The organism is Pseudomonas sp. LTGT-11-2Z, from assembly GCF_003691445.1.
Classification (GTDB): domain Bacteria; phylum Pseudomonadota; class Gammaproteobacteria; order Pseudomonadales; family Pseudomonadaceae; genus Aquipseudomonas; species Aquipseudomonas monteilii.
On record NZ_CP033104.1, the window covers coordinates 4,955,887 to 4,982,168 of the forward strand.

A 26,282-nucleotide genomic window follows, 5' to 3' on the forward strand; every position below is an offset into this window, starting at 1 on the left:
AACAAATTAATCGTTATAAATCAGTACTTTATAAAAAATCAACATGTCCGTTGGCTGCGTGACGACACCAGTGTCGATCAAGTGTCTACTGGCGAACAGCAGGTTTTGCGGGTTGGTTTTAGCCGGATGGCGTCTGACCCGTTAAGATGAACGACACTTCAACCAGATGCAGACCACAATGCCCAACGACGCACCCATCGGCCCAGGTCGGCCAAAGGACCTGGCCAAGCGCGAAGCGATTCTCCAAGCGGCCAAGGCGCTGTTCCTTAGCCTTGGCTATGCCAACACCAGCATGGATGCGGTCGCTGCGGCGGCAGGTGTTTCAAAGCTCACCGTGTACAGCCACTTCACCGACAAGCAGACCTTGTTCTGCTCGGCGGTCATGGCCACCTGCCAGATCCAGCTGCCTGACCTGTTGTTCGAGTACCCCGAAGGTGTACCGGTAGAAGAGGTACTGCTGACCATTGCCCGTGGTTTCCAGGCGCTGATCAGCAGTGACGAAGCGGTCAAGCTCAGCCGCCTGATCATGGCTCAGGGCAGCCTGGACCCGAGTTTTGGCGAGTATTTCTACGAGGCCGGGCCCAAGCGTTTGCTAGCAGGGATGGAAGCGCTGCTGCGCGGGGCGGATGAACGCGGGCTGCTGCGCATTGACGACCCGCTGCGAGCGGCAGAGCACTTCTTCTGCCTGGTGAAAGGCGCGCCGGATTATCGCTTGCTGCTGGGCTGTGCGGGGCCGTTGGAGGGGGAAGAGGCCGAAGCGCATGTGCGCGAGGTAGTGGGGGTGTTCTTGCGAGCGTACCAACCCTGAAAGCATCTTCTGGCATACGCGGTCACTTTCCAGGAGCGCGTCTGCCAGTAACCGCATCCCCACCGGCGTACTACCTGACATTTTTACCAGTATCCGACCAGGCACTTTCCTGACAGGCTCTCATGTACCCCACCCACATGAGCGCACCACCATGTCCACGCAAACACTCCAGCTCTTTTACAAGGGCAGAACACTCTCGACAGTGCACTCAGGCAGTGCTCATTTCACAGTCGTCAGCGCCAAACAACAGAACCTGTGCGAAACGACCAGCCAAACCACGCAAGCACAGCTTTTGGCCAGCGATGCCCAAGCGTCAACAGTGACCACCCATGCAGAAAGCCAAAGGACCATTGCCTACAGTCCTTATGGCAATGACAACTTACCCGCCGCTCACCCGATACTGTCCCGCTTTACCGGGCAAACCCGGCTACCTTCAGCCGTCGGTTACCTGCTGGGTAATGGCCATCGCCTGTACAATGCGGGATTGATGCGTTTTCACAGTGCGGACCGTTTGTCGCCGTTTGGCAAAGGGGGGCTCAATGCCTATGCCTATTGCGGTAATGACCCCATTAACCGTACCGACCCAAGCGGCAGATCGTTCAAAAAATGGATAACGCGCCAATATTCATATGATGCGCTGGCTCCGCGATTGAAACTTGCAGACCCATCATTTTCAGCCAACGAATATAAGGCGCTGGGCAAGTCGCTTATAAAACGAAACAAACGTGTAGGAAAGCTGGCTGAAACCAAAGTGTCCAATTTATCCGCATGGGGAAGAGGTGTCTTAGAAAACCGTAGAAAATTCAACGATGAGTATACAGAATATCTACAGCTAACAAAAAACCCCCTTACTGACCGTTACACCTACACGGAAGAAAATCTTAGAGAAATACAAAGCTCACGAGGAATTATTATCCCTTCCTCAAACCAAGCCCCCGACACACAGACCCAGAGTCGGCGTGCCTCGCTAGAGTCCAGACTGATAGAGGAAGAACTCGACAGCCTACTGGCCAGATTCATGTTATTACGGGATGATTCAGCTACTACGGCCTTAAATTTAGGTTTGGACTTTGACTTGGACTAACTCAATCACGGTTTCAAAGCCTTCTTCGGATAAATGTCGTACCGGCTCGACTTGCCCTCCAGGCTATGGCTGGGCTTCGGCCCATCAATGATCGGCGCCTTGCGCGGTCGCTTCACCACCACCCGGTGGCTGGCCAGCGCCAAGGCAGCTTCGAGCAGGGCCGGCGCGTCCAGGTCATCCCCCACCAAGGGCCGGAAAACGCGCATTTCCTTTTTCACCAGGGCGCTCTTGTCGCGGTGCGGGAACATCGGGTCGAGGTAGATCACCTGCGGCGCCTCCCCTTCCCAACTGCGCATGCGCTCGATGGCGTTGCCGGTCAAAAGGCGCATGCGCCCGACAATCGGGCCCACCTCGTCATCCGAGCGCGCCCGCGCCAGGCCATCCTCCAGCAACGCGGCAATCAGCGGCTGGCGTTCGATCAGGGTCATCTGGCAGCCCAGGCTGGCCAGCACGAACGCGTCTTTGCCCAAGCCTGCCGTGGCATCTAGCACCTGCGGCCGCACGCCTTGGGCAATGCCCACGGCCTTGGCGATCATCTGCCCGTTGCCACCGCCAAACTGGCGCCGGTGCGCCGCCTGGCCTTCGACAAAGTCCACCCGCACCGGCCCCGGTGCCTGCGGGCCCAGTTGCTGAATCTGCAAACCCTCGGCACCGACCTGCACGGAGAAGCCAGCGGCATCGTCCTGCAGCGGCAAACCCAGGCGCTCGGCCCATACCGTGGCCTGCTCCGCATACTCAGCCGACATCGCCTCGACCCTGATACCCGTGCCTTGCTCTTCCATCGTCCACACCTAAAAAGTCAAACCAAGCCTTAATGAATCGGCAGCCACGGCCGATACAGGCAATATCCCGCTATTCTGCCAGAGCACAACGCGCGCGACTGCCATGTCAGATACTCTTCCCATCGGCTTGACCTACTTGTCGCCTGTCGGCAACTACAGTCAGCACAACACCCAGGCACTCGGGGGCGTCAGCCACCTGTGGCAGGATTTCTTTGCCCGGGCCATGGCCGAGCAGCAGGAAGAGCCCGTAGACAGCGTCAGCCAGTCGTTCGTGCAGTATGACCAGGACAGCGGCGAACCCATCGGCGGCGCCCGCGCACTGGCGCTGATCGACGCCCAGCGCGCGTGCCCGGTGCAAGACATCGAGGTAGCACCACCCGAGCCGCTGTTCCTGCCCAAGGCAGAGCTTGAAGCCAAGCTGCTGCCCCCTGCCCCCGAGCCATTCAGTGCCCTGGAACTGATCGAGCAGCAGCGTCAGCTCGATATCAGCAACAGCTGGATGCGCCCGGTGGTGATGAGCCAGGGCCAGCCGATTGCTGAACCCGGCCCAGGCCCTACCCCGCGCTCATTGTTCCTGCCCATCGCCGAATTCGAAACCGACCTGCTGGACCCGGCGCCCGAACCGTTTGATGACGCAACCTTGGCCAAGCAGCAGAACGACCTGGAGTTCGACATCCACTGGGCGCGTCCAGTGGTGCTGAACAACGTGCGCGTTCACGCCTGAGGCTAACGGCAGACCTGCCAGCGCCCCATGTCCAGATGAAAGTGGTTATGGTGCGCGGCGTTGTAGCCCGGCCCCAGTACCGTGCTGAAGCTCTCGCAGGCCGCCTGCTGCACTTGGCGCAAGAATTCCGCCTTCTGCCCACCTGCCTGCCAGTCACGCGCCAACACGATGCGCTGGCCGTCCTGAAGGCGAAAACCGCTGATATCCAGTGCATTGGCCGTTGCGTGCTGGCTCAGGCGGCCCTGTTTACGGTGGTAGACATTGCGGCAGGCGAAACTGCCCAGGTGGTCGACCTGCGTCACCGGTTGCCCCAGCACCCGCTGCGCCACCGGCTGCAAGCCATGTGCTTCGAACAGCGCGTAGGCCACTGCCAGCGGGCAACTGGCCAGGAAGCTGCTGCTGAGCCGCGCCTGGCCGCCTTCGATTCGCCAGGCATTCTGCAACGGGCAGTTGGCCGAAGTCGGGCTGTCGGCTTGCGCCCGGTAACGCAACTGGCTGGTTCCCAGCGCCTGGCGGCACAGCGCCGGGTCATCGCGCAGGCGTGCCAGCTTGTAAGGGGTCAGCAGGTTGGGCGGCTGACGCACATCCAGCGGCGCCCAGGGGTTCCATGCGCCAGGCAGGCGCCAGCCGTAATGCCAGGCCAGGCCAGCCAACAACAGCAGGCCGGCCAGCAGCGCCAGCACAGGCTTCATCAGCGTCGGAACAGGTCGTTCAGCTGAGCGAACGGCAGTGCCTGCTCCCCATAGCCGAATGTACCCTCATCGCGAATTTCCAGCGCAGCCCGGTGAAACGCCCCCAAGGCGGCGCGAGCCAGCGACGAGCCGACACTGATGCGGCGCACACCCAGGTCCTGCAACTGATTCACGCTCAGTGACACACCCGCCATGCCCATCAACACGTTCACCGGGCGCGGCGCCACAGCCTGCACCACAGCACGAATTTCCTCGACGGTACGCAGGCCCGGGGCGTAAAGCACATCGGCGCCGGCTTCGGCGTAAGCCTGCAAGCGCTTGATGGTGTCGTCCAGGTCCATGCGCCCGTGCAGCAGGTTTTCTGCCCGGGCGCACAGGGTGAACGGGAACGGCAGGCTACGGGCAGCCTGCACGGCGGCGCGAACGCGCTCCACCGCAAGCCCCACGTCATAGATGGGCAATTCGCTGCGGCCACTGGCATCCTCGATGGAGCCGCCCACCAAGCCCGCTTCAGCGGCACGCAAGATGGTATTGGCGCAATCCTCGGGCAGGTCGCCAAAGCCGTTTTCCAGGTCGGCAGCCACTGGCAAGGGGGTCGCATCGACAATCTCCCCGGCATTGTCCAGGGTGTCCTCCAGGTTCAAGGCACCTTCGGCATCCGGACGGCCCAGGCTGAAGGCCAGGCCGGCACTGGTCGTGGCCAGCGCCTCGAAGCCCAGGCTGGCCAACAACTTGGCGGAGCCGGCATCCCACGGGTTGGGGATGACGAACGCGCCATTACGTTCATGCAGTGCCTTGAAGGCTTCGGCTCGCAGGGTTTGCACATCCATGAATCAACCTCCGGCAGTGAGGGAAAGGTCAGAGTAGCCCCAGTTGTTCGACCTCGGGAGCGCGCGGCAATTCAGGCAAAGAAGCAAGGCCCGGCAGGCGTGCCATCAGGCGTTGATGGAACCGCTGGGCCAGGGCTGCGGCCAGACGATTGTCCGAGGTGTGCAGGAAGATGTAGGGGCTGCGGCCCTCTTCGATCCAGGCGGCGACCTTTTCTACCCAGGGGGTAAGGAAGGCCTCATTAGCCTCCAGCTCCGGGTGGCCAATGAAGCGCACCTGCGGGTGCTGGCTGAAGGCTGCAGGGCGTGGTGGCACCTTGGGCTTCTTGGACTGCGCGTGCAGCACGGCAGCATCGCGTGAAGTGCAACTGAACAACGCACGCGGGTCGAGGCAGATGCGCTCCACCCCGCGCTCGTGCAGCAGGCGGTTGAGCAGGCGCTCTTCGTCACCCTTGGCAAAAAAGGCCTGGTTGCGCACCTCCACCGCCACCGGCACGCCGATTTCATCAAGGAAGTGGCAAAGCTCGCCCAGCCGTGCCGGGCCGAACAGCGCCGGCAACTGCAACCAGTACGGCGACACGCGCTGCCCCAGCGGGGCCATCAGGCGTGTGAAATCGAAAGCAGGCTCAAGCTGATCACGCAGGTCACCCTCGTGGCTGATGTCACGGGGAAACTTGGCAGTGAAACGAAAGTGCTCAGGCATCACCTGCGCCCAGCGGGCAAGGGTGCCGGGGGCGGGGCGTGCGTAGAAGGTGGTGTTGCCCTCGACAGCGTTGAACACCTGGCTGTAGAGGCCAAGCATCTCATTGCTGTTGGCGTCGGCGGGGTACAGGTAGTCACGCCAGGCGTTTTCACTCCACGACGGGCAACCGAGAAAATAAGGCAGTGGTGATGGACTCATCCATCAAATGTACAGGTCGAGCCCCAGTACTTCCATGTCCCAATCGGTGAAACCGGCAGTATTCAGGTAACTGGCCAATGCGGTGGCTGTGCGTCGGTCACGGGCGCGGGGGAAGATCATGTCCTGCGGGCGGGCAGGCAAGCCACCGCTGCGGCGACGGGCGGTGGTTTCCTGAGGCGCCGCGGTGTTCTCTTCGATCACCTCGGCGTCATCGATGGCCTCGTCACGCACCGCTGCCTTGCGCGGCGCGCGCTTGATCGGGTAGGACTGCGATGAGAAACCGTCGATACGCATGGCATGAATACTCAGGACCAATGATGGCAATTTAGCAGCATCAGTGTCCCGTCGCTAATGCTTAAGTGATAACTGGACCACAGATCGCGCAGAAGGTTTGGGGGTTACCGTCGATAACCGACGAACAGCATTCAGTGCTTCTTTGGCGTAGCGACATTATCGCGCAGGTAAACCGGTTGCGCCTGCTCGGCGCCGATCGCTTCGCCACGGGCCCAGGCGAAGCTGGCCAGGCTGAGCACGTCCAGAGCGTTAGGCAAGGCACTGGCATTGCTGGCAGCCACCTGCACCGCCAGGCGCTCGGCATAGCCCCAACCGGTGCCGGCCCCGAACCACTCGCCTTCGCTGTCTGCCGGCAGCGCTACCTGCTCGGGCGGCAACACCGCTTCGCGGCCAACCAGGCGCATTTCGCCCGCCGTGGCCTGATAGCAGCCCCAGTACACTTCATCCATGCGCGCATCGATGGCAGCCGCCACCTGTTGCACGCCCTGCTCGCGCAATGCACCCTGGGCCAGCGCAGCCAGGTTGGACACCGGCAGCACTGGGCGCTCCAGCGCGAAGGCCAGGCCCTGGACCACACCAATGGCAATGCGCACGCCGGTGAAGGCGCCCGGGCCGCGGCCAAAGGCGATGGCATCCAGTTGATTCAGCGCAACGCCCGACTCGGCCAGCAGCTGCTTGATCATCGGCAGCAGCTTCTGCGCGTGCTGACGTGGGATCACCTCGTAATGGCTGGTTACCTTGCCGTCATGCAGCAGCGCAACGGAACAGGCTTCGGTGGCGGTATCCAGGGCCAGCAGGGTGGTCATCGAACAGGTATCCAGGAGCAGGGAAAAGAGCGGCAGTATAAACGACAACGGCCCGCTAGCGGGCCGTTGTCGATGGGCGTCAGGCGCTGGATCAGCTCAGGGCTGCCAGGACCTTGGCGGTGATGGCTTCAACCGAGCCGACGCCTTCGATGTGGCTATACTTCGGCTTGCCGGCGTTGGCGGCCGACAGCTTCTGGTAGAAGTCCACCAGCGGCTTGGTCTGGCTGTGGTAGACCGACAGGCGATGGCGAACGGTTTCTTCCTTGTCGTCGTCGCGCTGGATCAGGTCTTCGCCAGTCTCGTCGTCCTTGCCTTCCACTTTCGGCGGGTTGTACTGAATGTGGTAGGTGCGGCCCGAGGCCAGGTGTACGCGGCGGCCCGCCATACGGCCTACGATTTCTTCGTCATCCACGGCAATTTCGACCACGGCGTCGATGTCGACACCGGCAGCGACCATGGCTTCGGCTTGCGGGATGGTGCGTGGGAAGCCGTCGAACAGGCAGCCGTTGGCGCAATCAGGCTGAGCGATGCGCTCCTTGACCAGGCTGATGATCAGCTCGTCGGAGACCAGCTGGCCGGCATCCATGACTTTCTTCAGCTCCAGGCCCAGCGGGGTGCCGGCCTTGACAGCAGCACGCAGCATGTCGCCGGTGGAGATCTGTGGAATACCGAACTTTTCGGTGATGAACTTTGCCTGAGTACCTTTACCGGCCCCGGGAGCTCCCAGCAGAATTACGCGCATCTTGTGCTCCTCAAATTTTTTTATGAAATTCAATGGATTCGGCAACCAGGGCCAAGTCCGGAAAATCGGGTATGACCCAAAATCGGTCAGAAGGCTGCTCAAGATACACAGCGCCCGGCAGCCAGACAAGCGTCCCAAAGTTGCAGGAATGCGCCACTTGCGGCTGACCTGGCAGGTGGTTGCGCCCGGCGCAACCACCCTCCCCTTACCCATGCAGGGTCTGCACGGCACACATTCAGGGCAGCCTGCACGCGCCCTCAGCCGGTGTTGCGCAGCCCGGCGGCAATACCCGCCACGGTCACCAGCAAGGCCTGCTCCAACGGGCTGTCCAGAGCGGCTTCGCGGCTGCGCGAGCGGGCCAGCAACTCGGCCTGCAGGCGGTGCAGCGGGTCTAGGTAGGTGTTGCGCAGGCTGATGAATTCCAGCGTTTCGGGGCTGTGCGCCAGTAGCACCGGCTGCCCGGTCAGGCCCAGTACCACCTGGCAAGACTGCGACAATAGGTCGCGCAGGTGTGCACCTAAAGGAAGCAAGTGCGGTTGCACTAGACGTTCGTCGTAGGCCTCGGCAATTTGCGCATCGGCCTTGGCCAGCACCATCTCCAGCATGTCGATACGGGTGCGGAAGAACGGCCACTGTTCGCGCATCTGCGCCAGCAGCTCGCCCTGGCCACGGGCCAATGCGTTGCTCAGGGCCGTTTCCCAGCCCAGCCAGGCCGGCAGCATCAGGCGCGTCTGGGTCCAGCCGAAAATCCACGGGATGGCCCGCAGGCTTTCGATGCCTCCAGCGCGGCGCTTGGCCGGGCGGCTGCCCAGTGGCAGGCGCCCCAACTCCTGTTCCGGTGTCGACTGACGGAAGTATTCGACAAAATCGGGGTTGTCCCGCACCACGCTGCGGTAGGCCTTGACGCCATCGGCAGCCAGCTGGTCCATCACCTCACGCCAGGCCAGCTGCGGGGGCGGTGGTGGCAACAGCGTGGCTTCGAGCACGGCAGCCAGGTACAGGTTGAGGTTTTGCTCGGCAATGCCCGGCAAACCGAACTTGAAGCGGATCATCTCGCCCTGTTCGGTTGTGCGGAAACGTCCCGCCACCGATCCCGGCGGTTGCGACAGGATCGCCGCGTGGGCGGGGCCACCGCCGCGCCCTACCGTGCCGCCACGGCCGTGGAACAGCAGCAGTTCGACCTGATGTTCGGCACAAATGCGCACCAGGTTTTCCTGGGCCCGGTACTGCGCCCAGGCCGCCGCCGTAGTGCCAGCATCCTTGGCTGAGTCGGAGTAGCCAATCATCACTTCCTGCGGGCCTCGCAGCCCGGCGCGGTAGCCTGGCAGGCCGAGCAGTCGCTGCATCACGGGGCCAGCGTTGTCCAAGTCGGCCAGGGTTTCGAACAGCGGTACCACGCGCATGGGGCGGGTAAGGCCGGCTTCCTTGAGCAGCAGTTGCACCGCCAGCACATCGGAAGCGGCACCGGCCATGGAAATGACGTAGGAGCCCAGGGAGGCAGCCGGCGCGGCGGCCACTTCGCGACAGGTGGCCAGCACTTCGGCGGTATCCGCTTGCGGCTTGAAATGCGCAGGTAGCAGGGGCCGACGGTTCTTCAGCTCGGCCTGGAGGAATTCGATGCGCTGCTCTTCATCCCAGTCGGCATAGCGCCCCAGGCCCAGGTAGTCGGTAATCTCGGTCAGTGCGTCGCGGTGGCGGGCAGCGTCCTGGCGCACATCCAGGCGGCCCAGGAACAGGCCAAAGGTGACGGCGCGGCGCAGGCAGTCCAGCAGCGGGCCTTCGGCGATCACGCCCATGCCGCATTCGTGCAGCGACTGGTAGCACAGCTCCAGCGGTGCGATCAGGTCGCGGTTATCCACCAGCACGTCGGCGCTGGCCGCTTGGCTGCTGGTCAATGCCGAATGCGCCCAGGCACGCGTCGCCCGTAGCCGGTCGCGCAACTGCTTGAGCACGGCCCGGTAGGGCTCGACAGTGTCGCCAACCCGTTCGCGCAGGGCCTCATTGGCCTGCTGCATGGACAGCTCCGCAGCCAGTGCATCGATGTCACGCAGGAACAGGTCGGCGGCCATCCAGCGGGCCAGCAGCAACACTTCGCGGGTGACGGCGGCAGTCACGTTGGGGTTGCCGTCACGGTCACCGCCCATCCACGAGGCAAAGCGGATTGGCGCGGCTTCAAGCGGCAGACGCAGGCCGGTGGCCTCCAGCAGCGCCTTGTCGACCTTGCGCAGGTGGCTGGGGATGGCGTGCCAGAGCGAATGCTCAATCACTGCAAAGCCCCACTTGGCTTCGTCTACCGGCGTCGGGCGGGTGCGGCGGATTTCTTCGGTGTGCCAGGCCTCGGCAATCAGCCGGCGCAGGCGTTCGCGTACCTGCTGGCGTTCGGCCGGGGTCAGGTCGCGGTGGTCCTGGGCAGCCAGCTGGCCGGCGATGGCGTCGTACTTCTGAATCAGGGTGCGGCGGGCCACTTCGGTGGGGTGTGCGGTAAGTACCAGCTGGATGTCGAGCTTGGCCAGTTGCCGAGCCAGGGCATCGTTACCAAGCCCGGCCTGCTTCAGGCGCGCCAGCAACTCGGGCAGCACACGGGCCTCGAAGGGTTCGGGCTGGTCGGCGTCGCGACGGCGGATCAACTGGTACTGCTCGGCCATGTTGGCCAGGTTGAGGAACTGGTTGAAGGCCCTGGCCACGGGCAGCAGGTCTTCTTCGGCCAGGTCTGCCAGGGTCGAGCTCAGTTGCTCGCCGGGGCCGCGCCGGTCGGCCTTGGCACTGTAGCGGATGTCCTCGATCTTCTGCAGGAACGCATCGCCATGCTGCTGGCGAATGGTTTCGCCGAGCAGCTCACCCAACACATGGACATCTTCACGCAAACGCACATCGATATCGGTCATTGGCCCTCTCTTTGGCGCGGCTCTGGCGCACTCCTGTACACAGCTCTCCCGAAGAGTGCCCCCAGGCTGGAGGCAATGGCAAGCCGTGATCGGCTAAAGCAAACTAAAGTGAAGGCATAACACTCCCATGCCATGCAGCCTTAGCAGGCGTAACCAGAGGTCATCATGAAAATCCGTGAACTCGCCCAGCACTGGGAACAGAATGCCGCCGGCACCCTCAGCCGCACGGGCCATGTCCTGCACCTTGACCTGGAGTCAGAGGCGCGTCTGGCCGCGCTGATCGACATGTACCCCAAACGTACCGCCGAGGAATTGCTCGGCGAACTGGTAGCCGCCGCCCTTGAAGAGGTGGAGGCCAGCTTCCCCTATGTGCAGGGCCGTCAGGTCATCGCCACCGATGAAGAAGGCGACCCGCTGTACGAAGATATAGGGCCTACCCCACGCTTTCTGTCGCTCTCGCGCCAGCACCTGCACAGCCTAAGCAACACCGCTGCCGACAGCGACAAATAACCCACGCGCCACCGTTCCGGGCCTGCTTGAGGCCCGGAATACCGCTCCCACCCGCGAAAGTTCAAGAAAATCCTCGCTGACCAATCAGTCAGAAATAATTGCTCGTGCGGATCATTTTTTTCTGAACCATTCGAAAAACGATCGAGTCGGAGCCAATAGCCATCACGCTAAAACCCTGCACACCTGCCCTTGTGCACCGTTCAGCTGAAGCGCACGGAGTTGTCAGGGAATGAGCGATGGACTGCTACGGACATCGTCGTAATCAGGAGTGATCCAATGGAGCTGACCACCATGAAAACCCGCACTAGCAAACTGTCATCCACTCACGTGCGCGGGTTCAAGCTGGCCGCGCTGGCCCTGGGCAGTAGCCTGGTCCTGGCCGGCTGTGCTGGCAACCCGCCTACCGAGCAGTATGCCGTTACCCAGTCCGCCGTGAACGCCGCCGTCAGCGCTGGCGGAACCGAGTTCGCCGCCGTGGAGATGAAAGCGGCCCAGGACAAGTTCAAGCAGGCCGAAATCGCCATGCACGACAAAAAGTATGACGAAGCCAAACTGCTGGCCCAGCAAGCCGAGTGGGACGCACGCCTCGCCGAACGCAAGGCCCAGGCGGCCAAGGCCCAGAAGGCCGTGCAGGACGCCCGCCAGGGTGTCCAGGACGTACGTGAGGAAGGCCTGCGCAGCGCTCAATGAGCCCTGCCCCGCCAACCTTAGCCTTCGCACACGATCAAAGGATGAACACTATGCGCAATTACGTCATGATTCCCGCCCTGCTGGCCCTGAGCGTCGGCCTTGCTGCCTGCTCGCACGACCCTAACGCCAACCTGGAGGCGGCCCGCACCAACTTCTCCTCGTTGCAGAGCGACCCGCAATCGAGCAAGGTGGCGGCGCTGGAGACCAAGGACGCCCAGGACTGGCTTAACAAGGCCGACAAGGCCTACATGGACCGGGAAGACCAGAAGAAGGTCGACCAACTCGCCTACCTGACCAACCAGCGTGTCGAGGTGGCCAAGCAGACCATCGCCCTGCGTACCGCCGAAGGCGAGCTGAAAAACGCCGCTGCGCAACGCGCCCAGGCCAAGCTGGACGCCCGCGACGCACAGATCGCCAAGCTGCAGGACAGCCTCAACGCCAAGCAGACCGATCGCGGTACGCTGGTCACCTTCGGGGACGTGCTGTTCGACTTCAACAAGGCCGAGCTCAAGAGCAACGCCTACCCGAACATCACCAAGCTGGCCCAGTTCCTTCAGGAAAACCCTGAGCGCAAGGTGATTGTCGAGGGCTACACCGACAGCGTCGGTTCGGCCAACTACAACCAGAGCCTGTCCGAACGCCGCGCGGGTTCCGTGCGCATGGCGCTGGTGCGTGCCGGCGTAGACCCTGCCCGCATCGTCGCCCAGGGTTACGGCAAGGAGTACCCGGTAGCGGACAACGGCAGCAATTCGGGCCGGGCGCAAAACCGTCGGGTGGAGGTGACCATCTCCAACGACAACCAGCCGGTGGCGCCACGTTCGGTGAGCCAGGTCAGCCAGTAAGACCGGTTGGCTTAACCCAAGACCCCGCCTTCCTGGCGGGGTTTTTATTTGGGCGTTTGGTCTCGTGCCTTTAGAGATGTGGTGATTGGGAGACCGAGCGCCGCCCGCGCGGCACATCGCGGGCGGCGCTCGATTTCCCAGGCGCCACAGAAATCACTTCGCTCCCTCACTGCACCTGCTGCGGTGTTTCCTCGCCCATGCAGCGCACGGCACGCTTGCGGTTGTCCACCAGCACGCCGGTCAGGCCTTTCTGCTGGGTGTCGAACAGCACCAGCACGCCATCGACGCACTGGGCCACTTGCGGCGCCGGGTCCAGCGAAACCTTGTAGTCCTCGCCCGGGATGGTCTTGAGCATGGTGAAGTCCTGCAACAACAGGGCATCCTCGGGTTTGGCGAAATGCAGGTAACCGTAGTACCACAAGGCCCCCACCGTCACGATGATGCTGCCGACGCCGGTCAGGATCAGCGGGATGGCGTTGCGCTCTTCACTCATTGCTTGTTCTTCTCGTCAGGGTAATTGGGCACTTCGGCCAGGCGCCGAAGGCCGTTGAAATGGCTGGGGTCGTCAAGGAAACGCAGCATCACCTGGCGCCAGGTAGGGTCGGCGAAGGTCTGCACATGGCCGCCTCGGGTCAGCTGCAGTACCCGTGGTGGCGGTGCGTGCTGGTACAGGCGGATGCCGTTGTCCATCGGCACCAGGTTGTCGTCGATACTGTGGAAGAACAGCTTGGGCGGGCTGCTCAACTGCTCGATCGAACGAATTGCACTGTCGCCGTCCGGCACCAGCCACGACAGCGGCACCTGCAACGGCCAGGTCATCCATGACGTGCTGAGGGCATAGCGCCCTACCCCACGGTAACTGGCCGGTACGCCATCGAACACCAGGGCGCTGAAGCGCTGGCGCTGGTCGGGGTGGGCCGCCAGGTAGTGGATTGCCATGGCGCCGCCAAGGCTTTGCCCCAGCAGCACCAAAGGCTTGCCCTTGACCTCGGGTGCCTGGTCCAGCCAGGCCATGGCCGCCGCGATGTCTTCATACACCTCAGGCAGGGTCGGCGTGCCCTGCGACAGGCCATAGCCACGGTAATCGATCATCAGCACCTGGTAGCCCTGCTCCGGCAGCCAATAGCTACCCCCCAGGTGCCCAGGCAGGTTGCCGCCGTTGCCGTGCAAATGCAGTACCGTGCCCTTCACCTCGACACCCGCCTTGGCCGGCAACCACCAGCCGTGCAGGCGCAGGCCGTCCGACGTGACAAGGGTGACATCGCGGTAGTCGAGTCTGGCCCGTTCGGGGGTGAATGCCTGGCCACGCTCGGGATAGAACAGCAGGCTGCTGCAGCCGCCAAGGCCCAGCAGGACCAGGCCAAGCGCCAGCAGGCGGCAGCACTCAGAGAATGTTCGCGTAGTCGGCTTCAATACGGTCCAGGCTCAGGTGGTTGAGGAAGTTGGAGAAGCACATCCACGCCGACAGTGCGTTAAGGTCGCGGAACTGTTCGGGCAGGTACTTGGGCGGCTCGACCAGCCCCTCCTCCACCAACTGGCGCAAGGTACGCATGTCTTCCAGCGTGGTCTTGCCACAGAACAGCAACTGGATCTGTTCGAGCTTGCCCTTCTTCACGGCCAACTGAATGTAGTTGTAAACCATGATGAAGCCCTTGAGGTAGGACAAGTCCTTGGTGAATGGCAGGCCATTGGGCACCGAGCCGCGGAACACCCGGCTGGCGTTGCTGTAGCTCTGCGCCATCTCGAAGCCTTGCTCGCGGAAGAAATTGAATACCTGGAGGAAATCGGCGCCCTCCTCGACCATGTGGATGGCGCGGGTGCGGTTGGTGAGCTTGCGCAGGCGGCTGGGGTAGGAAGCAAAGGCGATGACCTCCATGAGTATCGCCAGGCCTTCCTGGGTTACCGTCGACGAGGGCGGGCCCTTGGCCAGGAAGGTGCAGATCGGCTGGTTCAGGCCGTTGAGCGTGGTACCCACATGGACCAGCCCTTCGTGCACTTCCAGGGCACGCACATCGCGGCTGTTGAACATGGCATCGGCGCGCACCTTGATGTAGTCGGCGCCAGCGGCGGCATCGGCAACGATCCCGTCAGATTCGAATACCCGAATGGTCTCCTCGGCTTCACCGAACACCTTGTTCAGCCGGCGCTGGAGGATATCTACGGCCTCCTTGGCGGTGAGGTTTTTCGGTTCGTCCTTGAGATCGCCACGGACATCGATGTTGTTCAGGTAATCCGAGAGCATGAGGCCGAGGTCGGCCAAGGTCGGGTCACCGGCGTGGAAGGCATCGGAGGCGGCGCCGTACAGTTCCTGAGAGATGAGGCCGAAGTCCTCGGTGCCACGCGCTTCGAGCATGCGCACCACCATGCGGTATTCGCGGCACATGCGCTTCATGATCTGCCCGACCGGGTTGAACTGGCCAAGCTGGCGAATGATGTCGCGCTCGATGGCCTGGAACTCGGCCTTGACCGCGCCGGAGTCGAACGCCAGCGGGCGCGACTGGTAATAAGCGCGGTCGACGGCCGGCGGCTCCTTGCCCTTGGCCTTGAGGAAGCCTTGGCGAATGTTGTCGTCCCACTTCACCGCGTCCAGTACCCGGATCGGGGTCTGGGCTGCGACGATGCGGTCGGACAAGGCGCGGATGGTTTGCTGGTATTCGTCCACCGGGGACTCCTTACTGAAACAAAGGGCCGGTAAAGTTAACTACTTGCCGGAACGCTGGAACCGCGCCACTTCAACGAACAGGTCGGAGTTGGCCGGGTCATCCAGATAGGCCAGCACCCGCGCAGCCGGGCTGTCGATCAGCACGCCGTCGCCGTTGTCTTCCGGCACCTCGGTACCACGCCCGGTCAGTTCCTTCTTGTCCACCGCCTGCTGCACCTGCTCGACGTCCAGGTTGTACACCACCAGTTCCTTGCCATCGACGATATCGAAACCGCCAATCAGGAAGTTGCCACCCAGGCGCTTGGGCACGCCGGCCGACAGGTACCAGCGGTTGCCGTGGCGGGAGACGGTAAACACATATTCCTCAGGCTTCTTGCCCTTGGCCGTGGCAACGGCCTTATAGGCATCTGCACCGCTGCGGCTGATGGTCAGCTTCAACGGCTCGCCCCAGGCGTCCTTGCTGCTCCACTTGCCCAACAGGGCCTTGGGCGCCGCCTGGTTACTCGGCAACGGCTCATGGAAGGTCACCAGACAACCGCCCAGCAGCAGGAATGACAAAGTCAACAGCACCACACGCCAGGCTTTCATCAGGTTCTCCTTGAAAAGTCGGTCTCGGCTCAGGCCGATGCCAGCACCAGCTGCAGGTATCGGGTAAGCATAGCGAGCATCTGCCCATCGGCTTGCGCATTCGCATCCTTGAGCAGGCCCTGATATTCCATCTGCTCGATAATCGCCGTCAACATTTGGGCGTCCTGTTCCGGTTGCCGCGAGCCCACCACTTGCAGCAATTGCCGGGTCCCGTGCAACAGGATCTGCTCATGGGCGCGCACCAGCTCGGCCAGGCGTGGGCACAGCAATGCCTCCTGGCGGAAGGCCTGTTCGGCCATCAGGAAGTCGCGCCGGGTCAACAGTTGCCGCTGTACGTAGTCGGCCGTCATGCGGGCCACATCGTCAGCCAGCCGCGCCCGTGCCTGCGGGCTGCCGTCGCCCTGGGCCAGCAACTGGCGCAACACGACCTCGGTGTTGGCCCACAGCTTGGCCATGTAGGCCGCGCTGCGCTCGACGTACTGGGCAAAGGTGTCGGTGAGTAGGTCTTCGATGTCCTTGAAGTAGTAGGTGGTGGCCGACAGCGGCACACCGGCCTCGGCGGCCACGGCACGGTGGCGCACACCGCGCACGCCATCGCGCACGACTATGCGCATGGCGGCGTCGAGGATCAGCTGGCGGCGCTGTTCGCTGCCTTGGCGGGCAGTCTTGCGGCCTTGGTATTGCACGCTTTCGGCGACGGCGGTGGCGATGCCGGCGGCGCCCTGGTCAGGCATGGCGGGTGTCACAGGGGTTACCTCATGGGCCAGTACAGACAACATAAAGCTTCAGGCAAGAAAAAGCCGCCTCGAAAGGCGGCTCGTTCACATCACTCAGGCCTGCGGACGCATGTGCGGGAACAGGATCACGTCGCGGATCGACGGCGAGTTGGTCAGCAGCATCACCAGGCGGTCGATGCCAATGCCTTCACCGGCGGTCGGCGGCATGCCGTACTCCAGGGCACGCACGAAGTCGGCGTCGTAGTGCATGGCTTCGTCGTCACCGGCGTCCTTCTCGGCCACCTGGGCCAGGAAGCGCTCGGCCTGGTCTTCGGCATCGTTGAGCTCGGAGTAGGCGTTGGCGATTTCGCGGCCACCGATGAACAGCTCGAAGCGGTCGGTAACCGCCGGGTTGTCGTCGTTACGGCGGGCCAGCGGCGACACTTCGAACGGGTACTCGGTAATGAAGTGCGGCTGCTCCAGCTTGTGCTCGACCAGCTCTTCGAAAATCATCACCTGCAGCTTGCCCAGGCCTTCGTGGCCCAGCACCTTGGCACCGGCCTTCTTGGCGATGTCGCGGGCGCGGTCGACGTCCTGCAGGTCGGCAGCGGTCAGCTCCGGGTTGTACTTGAGGATCGAGTCGAACACCGACAGGCGGGCGAACGGTTCGCCGAAGTGGAACACCTTGTCGCCGTACGGCACGTCGGTGCTGCCCAGCACCAGCAGCGCCAGCTCACGGAACAGTTCCTCGGTGAGGTCCATGTTGTCGCGGTAGTCGGCATAGGCCTGGTAGAACTCAAGCATGGTGAATTCTGGGTTGTGACGGGTCGAAACGCCTTCGTTACGGAAGTTGCGGTTGATCTCGAACACCTTCTCGAAGCCACCCACGACCAGGCGCTTGAGGTACAGCTCCGGCGCGATACGCAGGAACATGGCCATGTCCAGGGCGTTGTGGTGGGTTTCGAATGGCTTGGCGGCGGCACCACCCGGGATGGTCTGCAGCATCGGGGTTTCCACTTCGAGGAAGTCACGCTCGATGAGGAACTTGCGGATGTGCGAAATCACCTGCGAACGCACACGGAAGGTGTGGCGGGTTTCTTCGTTGACCATCAGGTCGACGTAACGCTGGCGGTAGCGCTGTTCGGTGTCGGTGAGGCCGTGGTGCTTGTCGGGCAGCGGGCGCAGCGACTTGGTCAGCAGGCGCACGTTGGTCATTTCGACGTACAGGTCGCCCTTGCCGGAGCGGGCCAGGGTGCCTTCGGCGCTGATGATGTCGCCCAGGTCCCAGGTTTTGACGGCGGCCAGGGTTTCTTCTGGCAGGGTCTTGCGGTTGACGTAGACCTGGATACGACCGGTCATGTCCTGGATCACCATGAACGAGCCACGGTTGAGCATGATACGGCCGGCTACCTTGACCGGGATCGCGGCTGCTTCCAGCTCTTCCTTGGTCTTGTCCGCGTACTGCTTCTGCAGGTCGTTGCAGTAGCTGTCGCGACGGAAGTCGTTGGGGAAGGCGTTGCCCTTGGCACGCTCGGCGGCAAGTTTTTCCTTGCGCAGGGCGATCAGGGCGTTTTCTTCCTGTTGCAGGTCTTGCGATTCGGTCTTGAGGTCGCTCATGTCGTCATTGTTTCCATCAGGTATTCGTTGCCCTTTTCGGGCAGGGCACGCGATACCGGCGGGTAGCCAGGTATCGCGGCAGTGGTGTGCGGCTTACAGCCCTTGCTTGAGGCTCGCTTCCAGGTACTGGTCGAGGTCGCCGTCCAGCACCTTCTGGCAATCGCTGCGCTCGACGCCGGTACGCAAGTCCTTGATGCGCGAGTCATCCAGCACGTACGAGCGGATCTGGTGGCCCCAGCCGATGTCCGACTTGCTGTCTTCCAGCGCCTGCGAGGCGGCGTTGCGCTTCTGCATTTCCAGCTCGTACAACTTGGCCCGCAGCATTTTCATGGCGGTGTCCTTGTTGGCGTGCTGGGAACGTTCGTTCTGGCAGGCCACCACGGTGTTGGTCGGCACGTGGGTGATACGTACGGCCGAGTCTGTGGTATTCACGTGCTGACCACCGGCACCGGAGGAGCGGTAGGTGTCGATGCGCAGGTCGGACGGATTGATCTCGATCTCGACCTTGTCATCGATTTCGGGCGACACGAACACTGCCGAGAACGAGGTGTGACGACGGGCACCGGAGTCGAACGGGCTCTTGCGCACCAGACGGTGTACGCCGATTTCAGTCCGCAGCCAGCCGAAGGCGTATTCACCCTTGATGTGCACGGTCGCGCCTTTGATACCGGCGACTTCGCCTTCGGACAGCTCGATGATGGTGGCGTCGAAACCACGCTTGTCGGCCCAGCGCAGGTACATGCGCAGCAGGATGTTGGCCCAGTCCTGCGCTTCGGTACCACCGGACCCGGCCTGGATGTCCAGGTAGGCGTTGTTCATGTCCATCTCGCCGCTGAACATGCGACGGAACTCAAGCTGGGCCAGGTTTTCTTCCAGGCCTTCCAGCTCGGTCACGACGTCGCTGACGGCGCCTTCGTCATTTTCCTCGACGGCCATGTCGAGCAGGTCCTGGCAGTCGCCCAGGCCGTTGGACAGTTTGTCCAGGGTCTCGACGACCTGGGCCAGCATGGCACGCTCACGGCCCAGGGCCTGGGCGTACTCGGGCTTGTTCCAGACGTTGGGGTCTTCCAGCTCGCGGTTGACTTCGATCAGGCGGTCATGCTTGTGATCGTAGTCAAAGATACCCCCGAATTGACTGGGAACGCTCGGTGAGGTCCTTGATGGTGTTCAGGATCGGTTGGATTTCCATGGGCTGGCTACTCGTGCGAATTCGGTGAAAAGCCCGCGAGTATAACCGAGTCCGCCGCACGGCGGCAGACCCGCCGGGCAGTCAACAGCCGCGAAAAAACCAACAAAAAACCCATGTCAGGCGATGCCGACCTGGTTACGGCCGCCATTCTTGGCCAAGTACAGGCCTTTGTCCGCCGCAGAAATCAACTGCCGGCTATGGCTGCCAACGGTCGGGGTCTGGGTGGCCAGGCCAATGCTCACGGTCAGGTACGAGTCGGCCACTGGCGCCGTATGCGGGATGCCCAGCCCCAATACGGTCTGGCGCAGCTTCTCGGCCACCAGGCGCGCCCCGCCATGCGAGGTGTTGGGCAGCACCAGGGCAAACTCCTCGCCGCCATAACGTGCCGGCAGGTCGGTGGGCCGCGAACACGAAGCCCGAATGGCTTCGGCGACCTGGCGTAACGCCTCGTCGCCGGCCAGGTGACCGAAGTTGTCGTTATAGGCCTTGAAGTAGTCGACGTCGATCATCAGCAACGACAACTGCTGCTGCTCACGCATCGCCCGGCGCCATTCCAGCTCCAGGTACTCGTCGAAGTGGCGGCGGTTGGACAGCCCGGTCAGGCCATCGGAGTTCATCAGACGCTGCAGCATCAGGTTGGAATCGAGCAACTGCTGCTGGCTGACGCGCAGGGCGCGGTAGGCCTCGTCGCGTTGCAGCAGGGTGAGGTACGAGCGCGAGTGGTAGCGGATACGCGCCACCAGCTCAATGGTGTCGGGCAACTTGACCAGGTAATCGTTGGCACCGGCGGCGAAGGCCGCACTCTTGACCAGCGGGTCTTCCTTGGTCGACAGAACGATGATTGGGATGTCCTGGGTCGCCGGGTTGTTACGGTATTCGCGCACCAGGGTCAAGCCGTCCAGGCCAGGCATGATCAGGTCCTGAAGGATGACCGTGGGCTTGATGCGCATGGCCTGGGCCACCGCCTGGTGCGGGTCGGCGCAGAAGTGGAAGTCGATGTTGTCTTCATTGGCCAGGCCACGCCGCACCGCTTCGCCGATCATGGCCTGGTCATCGACCAGCAGCACCATCGCCGAGTTTTCGTTGGCGGTCGCGAAACCTTCGATCGGTAAATCATTCATACCTGTTCACCCGATCACGACCGGTCTGGCGGCGTGATTCAATACATTTCGTCATTTTGCGAAAAATTCCATCAAGCGCCCGGCGATGCGTTCCAGCGGGCGGATTTCCACGGCGGCATCGATGGCCGCAGCGGCCTTGGGCATGCCGTACACCGCACTGCTGGCCTGGTCCTGGGCAATGGTCAGAAAACCCTGCTGACGCATCAGTTTCAGGCCTTGGGCGCCGTCGCGCCCCATGCCGGTAAGCAGCACACCCACCGCATCGCCATTCCAGTAACGCGCCACGCTCTCGAAGAACACATCGATCGAGGGCCGGTAGATTTCATTGACAGGTTCGGCAGTGTAGGCCAGTTGGCCGTTCTGTAGCAGCCGAATGTGGTGGTTGGTACCGGCCAGCAACACCTGCCCGGGCTGCGGCGGTTCGCCTTCACGGGCCAGGCGCACCGGCAGGCCTGCTGCGCTGCTGAGCCATTCGGCCATGCCGGCGGCAAACACCTGGTCCACATGCTGGACCAGCACGATGGCCGCCGGAAACGCAGCCGGCAAGCCCTTGAGCAATACTTCAAGCGCCGCCGGGCCGCCCGCCGACGAGCCGATCGCCACCAGCCCGCGACGTTGGGAAGCCTCGCGCAGCGGTGTAGCCACCGGCCTTGCTGCCGGGGCTCGCTGCTGGCCGACCAGCCAGCCGATATTGAGAATTTTGCGCAGCAGTGGTGCGGCCGCTTCACGGGCATCACCAGCCCCCAGCGCCGGCGTATCGACCACGTCGAGGGCGCCATGGCCCATGGCCTCGAACACCCGATGCACGTTCTGTTTGCGGTCGACCGTAACGATGACGATGGCGCACGGGGTTTCGGCCATGATCCGCCGGGTGGCCTCTACGCCGTCCATCACCGGCATGATGAGGTCCATGAGGATCAGGTCCGGCAGTTGCTCGGCGCAGCGTTGCACCGCTTCGGCGCCATTACTGGCTACCCACACCACCTGGTGCGCGGGCTCGAAGGCGACCGCGCGACGCAGCGCCTCGACAGCCATGGGCATGTCGTTGACGATGGCGATCTTCATCCCTGAGCACCTCCGATCAGCTCCACCACAGCATCCAGCAACGCATCGTCGTGGAAACTGGCCTTTGCCAAATAGTAGTCAGCGCCGGCATCCAGGCCACGCCGTCGGTCTTCCTCACGGTCTTTGTAGGACACCACCATCACGGGCAGCGATTGCAGGCGCTGATCGCGGCGCACCAGGGTCACCAGTTCGATACCGTCCATGCGCGGCATGTCGATGTCGGTGATCAGCAAGTCGAAGTCCTCGCCGCGCAGGGCGTTCCAGCCGTCCATGCCATCCACCGCCACCGCCACGTCATAGCCACGGTTGCCCAGCAGCTTGCGCTGCAGTTCACGCACGGTCAGCGAGTCATCGACTACCAGCACCCGCTTGCGTGTCACACCACGAACGCCACTGCTGCCGCGCTCGATGCGCTCCAGGCTGCCGGTGCTGAGCAGTTTTTCCACCGAGCGCAGCAAGTCTTCGACATCGACGATCAGTACCACCGAGCCATCATCCAGCAAGGCGCCGGAGGAAATGTCCTGCACCTTGCCCAACCGTGGATCGAGAGGCATCACCACCAACACACGCTCGCCCACCAGCCGCTCCACGGCCACGCCGTACAGTTGCTCGCGCTCACGGATTACCACCACCCGCAGGCTGGCTTCGTCACTTTGCCCGGCTGGACGGTTGAGCAACTGGCTGGCCGCCACCAGGCCAATGTGCCGGCCTTCGTGCCAGAAGTGCTGACGGCCTTCGATCTGAACGATCTGTTCAGCGGTCACCTCCAGCGTGCGTTCGATATGGGCCATCGGGAAGGCGTAGGCTTCACCGCCCACCTCGACCACCAGGCTACGCACCACCGACAGGGTCAGCGGCACCTGCAAATGGAAGCGACAGCCCTGCCCCGCCACCTGCGTCAGCTCGATCGAGCCGCGCAGTTCGCGAACCATGTGCTGCACCGCATCCAGCCCCACGCCGCGCCCGGACACTTCGGTGACCTTGTCACGCAAGCTGAAACCGGGCAGGAACAGGAACGTCAGCAGCTCCGCATCGCTCATTCGCGCCACCGTGTCGGCAGGTGACAAGGCGCGCTCGACGATGCTGCTGCGCAGGCGCTCCAGGTCGATGCCGGCACCATCGTCGATCAACTCCAGGCTGAGCATGCCGGCCTGGTGCGAAGCACGCAGGCGGATCACACCCTCGCTTGGCTTGCCCGCCAGCAGCCGCCTTTCTGGCAGTTCGATACCGTGGTCGACGGCATTGCGTAACAGGTGGGTCAAGGGCGCTTCGAGCTTTTCCAGCACATCGCGGTCGACCTGGGTCTTCTCGCCGTCCACCACCAGTCGCACCGGTTTACCCAGCGAGCGCCCAAGGTCACGCACCATACGGCTTTGCCCGGTCAACACGTCGGCGAACGGGCGCATCCGGCAGGCCAGGGCGGTGTCGTAGAGCAACTGCGCACGCTGGCTGGCCTGCCAACCGAACTCGTCCAGGTCAGCCGCCTGCTGCTGCAGGATTTGCTGGGTTTCCACCAGCAGCCGCTGGGTTTGCGCCAGGGCTTCAAGCACCTCGTTGCTTTGGCCACTGTCCTCCAGTTGCATGCGCAGGCCGTCGAGCGCCTGCATGCCCTGACCGTGCATGCGTTTGAGGCGCTGCAAGGTGGCCAGGTACGGCTTGAGCCGCTGGGTTTCCACGAGCGACTTGCTGGACAGGTCGAGCAGGCTGTTAAGCCGGTCGGCGGTGACCCGCAGTACCCGCTCGGCACCTTCGCCAACGCGCTTGCCGGGTTTGCGCCGCAGGGCAGGCTCGGGCTCCGGCTCGGGTTCAGCCAGGTCCACTGGCACTACCAGCGGTTCAGACGGCAAGGTTGCCACCTGCGGTTCCGCTTGCAGGGGAGCCGCCAGCGGCACCGCAGGCACGGTTGCAGCGCCTGGGTCGAGCAAGCTGGCCATTTGCGCAAGAAATACCGGCAAGGTCGCCTGCGCCACGGCATCGCCTGGTGTGGCGATGCGCATCAGCAAGTCGGTGCCCTGCAACAGCGCGTCGATGTGCTCGGCGCTCAACCGCAAGCGGCCCTCCTGGGCGGCCACCAGGCAATCTTCCATGACGTGGGCGACACTCACGCCGGCATCCACCCCGACGATACGCGCAGCCCCCTTCAACGAATGGGCGGCGCGCATGCAGGCCTCAAGCTGGTCGGCCTGGGTGGGGTTGCGCTCCAGCGCCATCAGGCCGGCGCTGAGCACCTGGGTTTGCGCTTCGGCCTCCAGGCTGAACAGTTCGAGCAACGATGCATCGCGCATTTGCTCTGGGGTCATGACAGGCTCCGCTGCACGGCAGACAGTAAGTGTTGATCGTCCAGCACTCGCACGCTACGGCCGCGCCACTGCAGCACTGCGGCAGTGAAGCGCGTGGCATCCTGGCCACTGCCCAGCAGCAGCGGGTCGAGCCGGTGAATACCGTCGATTTCCTCTACGGCCATTACCACAGGGCCACCTTCGGCAGCCAGAATCAGCATGCGTGGCATCGCCCTGCCGCTACGTTGCTCGGCGGTGCCGGCTTGTACGCCCAGCAAATCGGCCAGTGACAGGCACGGCACCAAGGCACCGCGAACATTGGCAACCCCCTGCAACACCCGCGAGCGCTGGTGCGGCAGCGAATGCACAGCCTGCAACGGGGCGATTTCGGCCAGGCTGGCGGTGGCCAGTGCCAACCACTCTTCGCCCAGGCGGAACAACAGCATGGAACGGCCGGTGTTTTCCTCGACCGGCTGCGCCGCCGCAACCTGGTGGTCCTGCATCAGTGCGTAGCGGTCAAGCAGGCGTGTGGCCGCTGCCGCATACACGTCGCAATTGCGACAGTGAACATGACGCTCCAACAGTGGGCATTGCTTGTCGCCGTGCACACCAATACGGTTCCAGCAATCGTCGATGTGCGCGTCGTCTTCGGCGAGTAGCTGCATCGCAGTGTCACCTTTCATCGTTCAGGCTCCCGGCCAACCCGCGCTGCACGCTCCTGCAGGCGTCGGGCACCGGCCTGGTCGCCCTGGGCCGCCAGCAAGGCCGCCAGGTGCACCAGCGCCTCGGGGTGTTGCGGCTCAAGGTACAGCGCCTTGCGGTAATGGGTCAGTGCCTGTTGCGCATCGCCGTCGGTATCACTGAGCAACCCCAGCCAGTAGTAAACCTGTGCCGACGGCGCGTACTGGCCCAGGTAGCGCTGGCATTCGGCACGCGCCTGTTCGCTGGCGCCAGCATTGGCAAGCCGGGCGATACTGGCCAGCAGTTCGTTTGCGTCCTCGCGTTTGGGTTCGCGTGCCGGCGCGGGTCTTGCGACCACCGGTACTGCCCGTAAGGGACGCGGCAATGGCGCGACGGGGGGTGGATAACCCACCGGGGCCTGCGGTAGCACGGTACGCCGTGCAGGTTGTGCCGGGACCGCGGCCTGTGGGGTGCTACTGCCTTCTTGGCGCACGTAGGCGAACGATTGGGCAATGCCCAGCGGGCGCATCCCCATCCGCGCCAGCAAGCTGCCTTCGGCCGGGCCGATGAACAACACGCCCTGGGGATGCAGCAGACGCTTGAGCACTTCGAATACACGCTGCTGGGTCGCCACGTCAAAGTAGATCAACAGGTTGCGACAGAACACGAAGTCGTACAGGCCATCGCGGGTGGCCAACGCGGGGTCGAGCACATTGCCCACTTGCAGGCTCACTTGCTGCTGCACCCGCTCATGCAGGCGATGGCCTTCGTCGAGGGCATCGAAGTAGCGCTCGCGAAAGCCCAGGTCGCTGCCCCGGAAGGCGTTGCGCCCGTATACGGCCTGCCCGGCCTTGGCCACCGAATTGGGGCTGATGTCCATGCCGTCGATCAGGAACGCCCCCGGCGCGATGCCGGCGTCGAGCAGGGCCATGGCCAGGGAATAGGGCTCCTCGCCTGTCGAGCATGGCAGGCTGAGCAGGCGCAGTGGCCGTGCCCCGGCCAATTCGGCCAGGCGTTTGTGTGCCAGGCTGGCCAGGGCTGTGAAGGATTCCGGGTAGCGGAAGAACCAGGTTTCCGGGACGATCACCGCTTCGATCAACGCCTGTTGTTCATCGGCCGACTGCTGCAGGCGCAGCCAGTAATCATCCAGGTCGATGGCGTTCATGGCCACGCAACGCTGGCGCAGCGCGCGCTCGACCATGGGCGCACCCACCGATTCGACATCCAGGCCAATGCGCTCGCGCAAGAAACGGAAGAAACGTTCGTTCATGTCGGCATCCCTGTCGGCTCAACCGTGTACAGCAGTTGGTGCACGGCATCTGGCAACAGATCGTTGACCTCGATGCGTTGCAGCAGGCCTTGGTCATCCTGGCGTACAGGCCCCAGGTAAGGGGCTTCGCCGCTGTCCACACCATAGGGCTGGAACTCGTCGGGGTGGCAGCGCAACGTCTCGGTGGCCTGCTCCAGGATCAGCCCCAGTTGCAGGCCACCCCGATAATGCACCAACACCAGACGGGTACTGGTGCGGTGTGCCGCTGGCTGGCCAAAACTCAGCGCAGCAAGGTCGATCACCGGTACCAGTTGCCCACGATGGGAAAGGATGCCCGCGACCCAGCCTGGCGCCTGGGCTATCGGTTTGAGCGGCTGGCGCGGCAACACCTCGATGACCTCGTGCACGCTCAGGGCAAAACGCTGTTCCCCGATACGAAACTGCAGGTACAGCGCCCCTTTGGCGTTGTCCGCCCGTGCGGCGTGCGGTTGCAAGTGGTTCATCGCG

27 protein-coding genes are annotated in these 26,282 nt (G+C 63.2%); 6 read left to right on the top strand and 21 right to left on the bottom strand.

Features of this window, described 5'->3' with window-relative positions:
* Positions 1-166: 166 nt before the first annotated feature.
* Together D8767_RS23400 and D8767_RS23405 are read left to right on the top strand one after the other, a co-directional pair.
* Entirely contained in the window at positions 167-808 is a 642-nt protein-coding gene (locus D8767_RS23400) for a TetR/AcrR family transcriptional regulator (protein ID WP_016712955.1), read from the top strand.
* A 151-nt stretch (positions 809-959) separates the two neighbouring features.
* On the top strand, positions 960-1,892 hold the full coding sequence (locus D8767_RS23405; RefSeq protein ID WP_085985033.1) for an RHS repeat-associated core domain-containing protein: 933 nt from the start codon (positions 960-962) through the stop codon (positions 1,890-1,892).
* Positions 1,893-1,897: 5 nt separating this feature from the next.
* Here D8767_RS23405 and D8767_RS23410 read toward each other — a convergent pair whose 3' ends face one another.
* A complete protein-coding gene (locus D8767_RS23410) occupies positions 1,898-2,674 on the bottom strand; it encodes a class I SAM-dependent methyltransferase (protein ID WP_016712956.1) in 777 nt (258 codons plus the stop codon).
* Positions 2,675-2,777: 103 nt separating this feature from the next.
* Here D8767_RS23410 and D8767_RS23415 point away from each other — a divergent pair, with 103 nt between their 5' ends.
* A complete protein-coding gene (locus tag D8767_RS23415) occupies positions 2,778-3,398 on the top strand; it encodes a hypothetical protein (protein ID WP_016712957.1) in 621 nt (206 codons plus the stop codon).
* Positions 3,399-3,400: 2 nt separating this feature from the next.
* Here D8767_RS23415 and D8767_RS23420 read toward each other — a convergent pair whose 3' ends face one another.
* The 7 genes from D8767_RS23420 to ppc form a co-directional block, all read right to left on the bottom strand.
* Positions 3,401-4,090, bottom strand: a complete 690-nt coding sequence (locus tag D8767_RS23420; RefSeq protein ID WP_016712958.1) for an extensin family protein — start codon at positions 4,088-4,090, stop codon at positions 3,401-3,403.
* Entirely contained in the window at positions 4,090-4,920 is an 831-nt protein-coding gene (locus D8767_RS23425) for an oxaloacetate decarboxylase (protein WP_016712959.1), read from the bottom strand. Before D8767_RS23425 ends, D8767_RS23420 begins: the two co-directional genes overlap by 1 nt.
* A gap of 28 nt (positions 4,921-4,948) precedes the next feature.
* Complete coding sequence (locus tag D8767_RS23430; RefSeq protein ID WP_016712960.1) at positions 4,949-5,818, bottom strand: DUF72 domain-containing protein; 870 nt, start codon at positions 5,816-5,818, stop codon at positions 4,949-4,951.
* 3 nt (positions 5,819-5,821) lie between these two features.
* Entirely contained in the window at positions 5,822-6,112 is a 291-nt protein-coding gene (locus tag D8767_RS23435; protein ID WP_016712961.1) for a hypothetical protein, read from the bottom strand.
* Between the two features lie 131 nt (positions 6,113-6,243).
* A complete protein-coding gene (gene tsaB, locus D8767_RS23440; protein ID WP_016712962.1) occupies positions 6,244-6,918 on the bottom strand; it encodes a tRNA (adenosine(37)-N6)-threonylcarbamoyltransferase complex dimerization subunit type 1 TsaB in 675 nt (224 codons plus the stop codon).
* Positions 6,919-7,009: 91 nt separating this feature from the next.
* Positions 7,010-7,660 carry an adenylate kinase gene (gene adk / locus D8767_RS23445; RefSeq protein ID WP_016712963.1) on the bottom strand — a complete coding sequence of 217 codons (651 nt, stop codon included), beginning with the start codon at positions 7,658-7,660 and terminating at the stop codon, positions 7,010-7,012.
* Positions 7,661-7,917: 257 nt separating this feature from the next.
* Positions 7,918-10,545, bottom strand: a complete 2,628-nt coding sequence (gene ppc, locus D8767_RS23450; RefSeq protein ID WP_016712964.1) for a phosphoenolpyruvate carboxylase — start codon at positions 10,543-10,545, stop codon at positions 7,918-7,920.
* 165 nt (positions 10,546-10,710) lie between these two features.
* Here ppc and D8767_RS23455 point away from each other — a divergent pair, with 165 nt between their 5' ends.
* The 3 genes from D8767_RS23455 (at position 10,711) to D8767_RS23465 (ending at position 12,587) form a co-directional block, all read left to right on the top strand.
* The gene (locus tag D8767_RS23455; RefSeq protein ID WP_016712965.1) at positions 10,711-11,055 is read left to right on the top strand and encodes a hypothetical protein; all 345 of its coding nucleotides are present in this window, start codon (positions 10,711-10,713) and stop codon (positions 11,053-11,055) included.
* Between the two features lie 276 nt (positions 11,056-11,331).
* On the top strand, positions 11,332-11,745 hold the full coding sequence (locus D8767_RS23460; RefSeq protein ID WP_016712966.1) for a DUF4398 domain-containing protein: 414 nt from the start codon (positions 11,332-11,334) through the stop codon (positions 11,743-11,745).
* 50 nt (positions 11,746-11,795) lie between these two features.
* Positions 11,796-12,587, top strand: coding sequence for an OmpA family protein (locus D8767_RS23465; protein ID WP_016712967.1), 792 nt, complete (start codon positions 11,796-11,798; stop codon positions 12,585-12,587).
* A 166-nt stretch (positions 12,588-12,753) separates the two neighbouring features.
* On the opposite strand, the gene D8767_RS23470 is transcribed toward D8767_RS23465, so the two are convergent.
* The 13 genes from D8767_RS23470 to D8767_RS23530 all read right to left on the bottom strand — a co-directional run bounded on the left by D8767_RS23470 (position 12,754) and on the right by D8767_RS23530 (position 26,278).
* Positions 12,754-13,080, bottom strand: a complete 327-nt coding sequence (locus D8767_RS23470) for a hypothetical protein (protein ID WP_003252219.1) — start codon at positions 13,078-13,080, stop codon at positions 12,754-12,756.
* Complete coding sequence (locus D8767_RS23475) at positions 13,077-14,000, bottom strand: alpha/beta hydrolase (protein ID WP_016712968.1); 924 nt, start codon at positions 13,998-14,000, stop codon at positions 13,077-13,079. The genes D8767_RS23470 and D8767_RS23475 overlap by 4 nt, the downstream gene beginning before the upstream one ends.
* On the bottom strand, positions 13,972-15,249 hold the full coding sequence (locus tag D8767_RS23480) for a flavohemoglobin expression-modulating QEGLA motif protein (protein ID WP_016712969.1): 1,278 nt from the start codon (positions 15,247-15,249) through the stop codon (positions 13,972-13,974). Before D8767_RS23480 ends, D8767_RS23475 begins: the two co-directional genes overlap by 29 nt.
* Before the next feature lie 39 nt (positions 15,250-15,288).
* Positions 15,289-15,837: a hypothetical protein gene (locus D8767_RS23485; RefSeq protein ID WP_016712970.1), complete on the bottom strand. Its 549-nt coding sequence runs from the start codon at positions 15,835-15,837 to the stop codon at positions 15,289-15,291.
* Between the two features lie 29 nt (positions 15,838-15,866).
* Positions 15,867-16,571: a TetR/AcrR family transcriptional regulator gene (locus D8767_RS23490; RefSeq protein ID WP_016712971.1), complete on the bottom strand. Its 705-nt coding sequence runs from the start codon at positions 16,569-16,571 to the stop codon at positions 15,867-15,869.
* A 96-nt stretch (positions 16,572-16,667) separates the two neighbouring features.
* Entirely contained in the window at positions 16,668-18,170 is a 1,503-nt protein-coding gene (lysS, locus tag D8767_RS23495; RefSeq protein WP_016712972.1) for a lysine--tRNA ligase, read from the bottom strand.
* A 93-nt stretch (positions 18,171-18,263) separates the two neighbouring features.
* Positions 18,264-19,359 (bottom strand): peptide chain release factor 2 gene (prfB, locus tag D8767_RS23500; RefSeq protein WP_097083287.1). Its coding sequence is split into 2 segments (ribosomal slippage): positions 18,264-19,286 and positions 19,288-19,359, totalling 1,095 coding nucleotides; the frame shifts between segments, so codons are not numbered across the junction.
* Between the two features lie 116 nt (positions 19,360-19,475).
* The gene (wspR, locus tag D8767_RS23505; RefSeq protein ID WP_016712975.1) at positions 19,476-20,480 is read right to left on the bottom strand and encodes a Wsp signal transduction system regulator diguanylate cyclase WspR; all 1,005 of its coding nucleotides are present in this window, start codon (positions 20,478-20,480) and stop codon (positions 19,476-19,478) included.
* Positions 20,481-20,531: 51 nt separating this feature from the next.
* Positions 20,532-21,545, bottom strand: coding sequence for a Wsp signal transduction system protein-glutamate methylesterase WspF (wspF, locus tag D8767_RS23510; RefSeq protein ID WP_016712976.1), 1,014 nt, complete (start codon positions 21,543-21,545; stop codon positions 20,532-20,534).
* Positions 21,542-23,845: a hybrid sensor histidine kinase/response regulator gene (locus D8767_RS23515; RefSeq protein WP_016712977.1), complete on the bottom strand. Its 2,304-nt coding sequence runs from the start codon at positions 23,843-23,845 to the stop codon at positions 21,542-21,544. Before D8767_RS23515 ends, wspF begins: the two co-directional genes overlap by 4 nt.
* The gene (locus D8767_RS23520; protein WP_016712978.1) at positions 23,842-24,507 is read right to left on the bottom strand and encodes a chemotaxis protein CheW; all 666 of its coding nucleotides are present in this window, start codon (positions 24,505-24,507) and stop codon (positions 23,842-23,844) included. The genes D8767_RS23515 and D8767_RS23520 overlap by 4 nt, the downstream gene beginning before the upstream one ends.
* The gene (locus tag D8767_RS23525) at positions 24,504-25,775 is read right to left on the bottom strand and encodes a protein-glutamate O-methyltransferase CheR (RefSeq protein WP_016712979.1); all 1,272 of its coding nucleotides are present in this window, start codon (positions 25,773-25,775) and stop codon (positions 24,504-24,506) included. The genes D8767_RS23520 and D8767_RS23525 overlap by 4 nt, the downstream gene beginning before the upstream one ends.
* A complete protein-coding gene (locus tag D8767_RS23530; RefSeq protein WP_016712980.1) occupies positions 25,772-26,278 on the bottom strand; it encodes a chemotaxis protein CheW in 507 nt (168 codons plus the stop codon). Before D8767_RS23530 ends, D8767_RS23525 begins: the two co-directional genes overlap by 4 nt.
* Between the last annotated feature and the right edge of the window lie 4 nt (positions 26,279-26,282).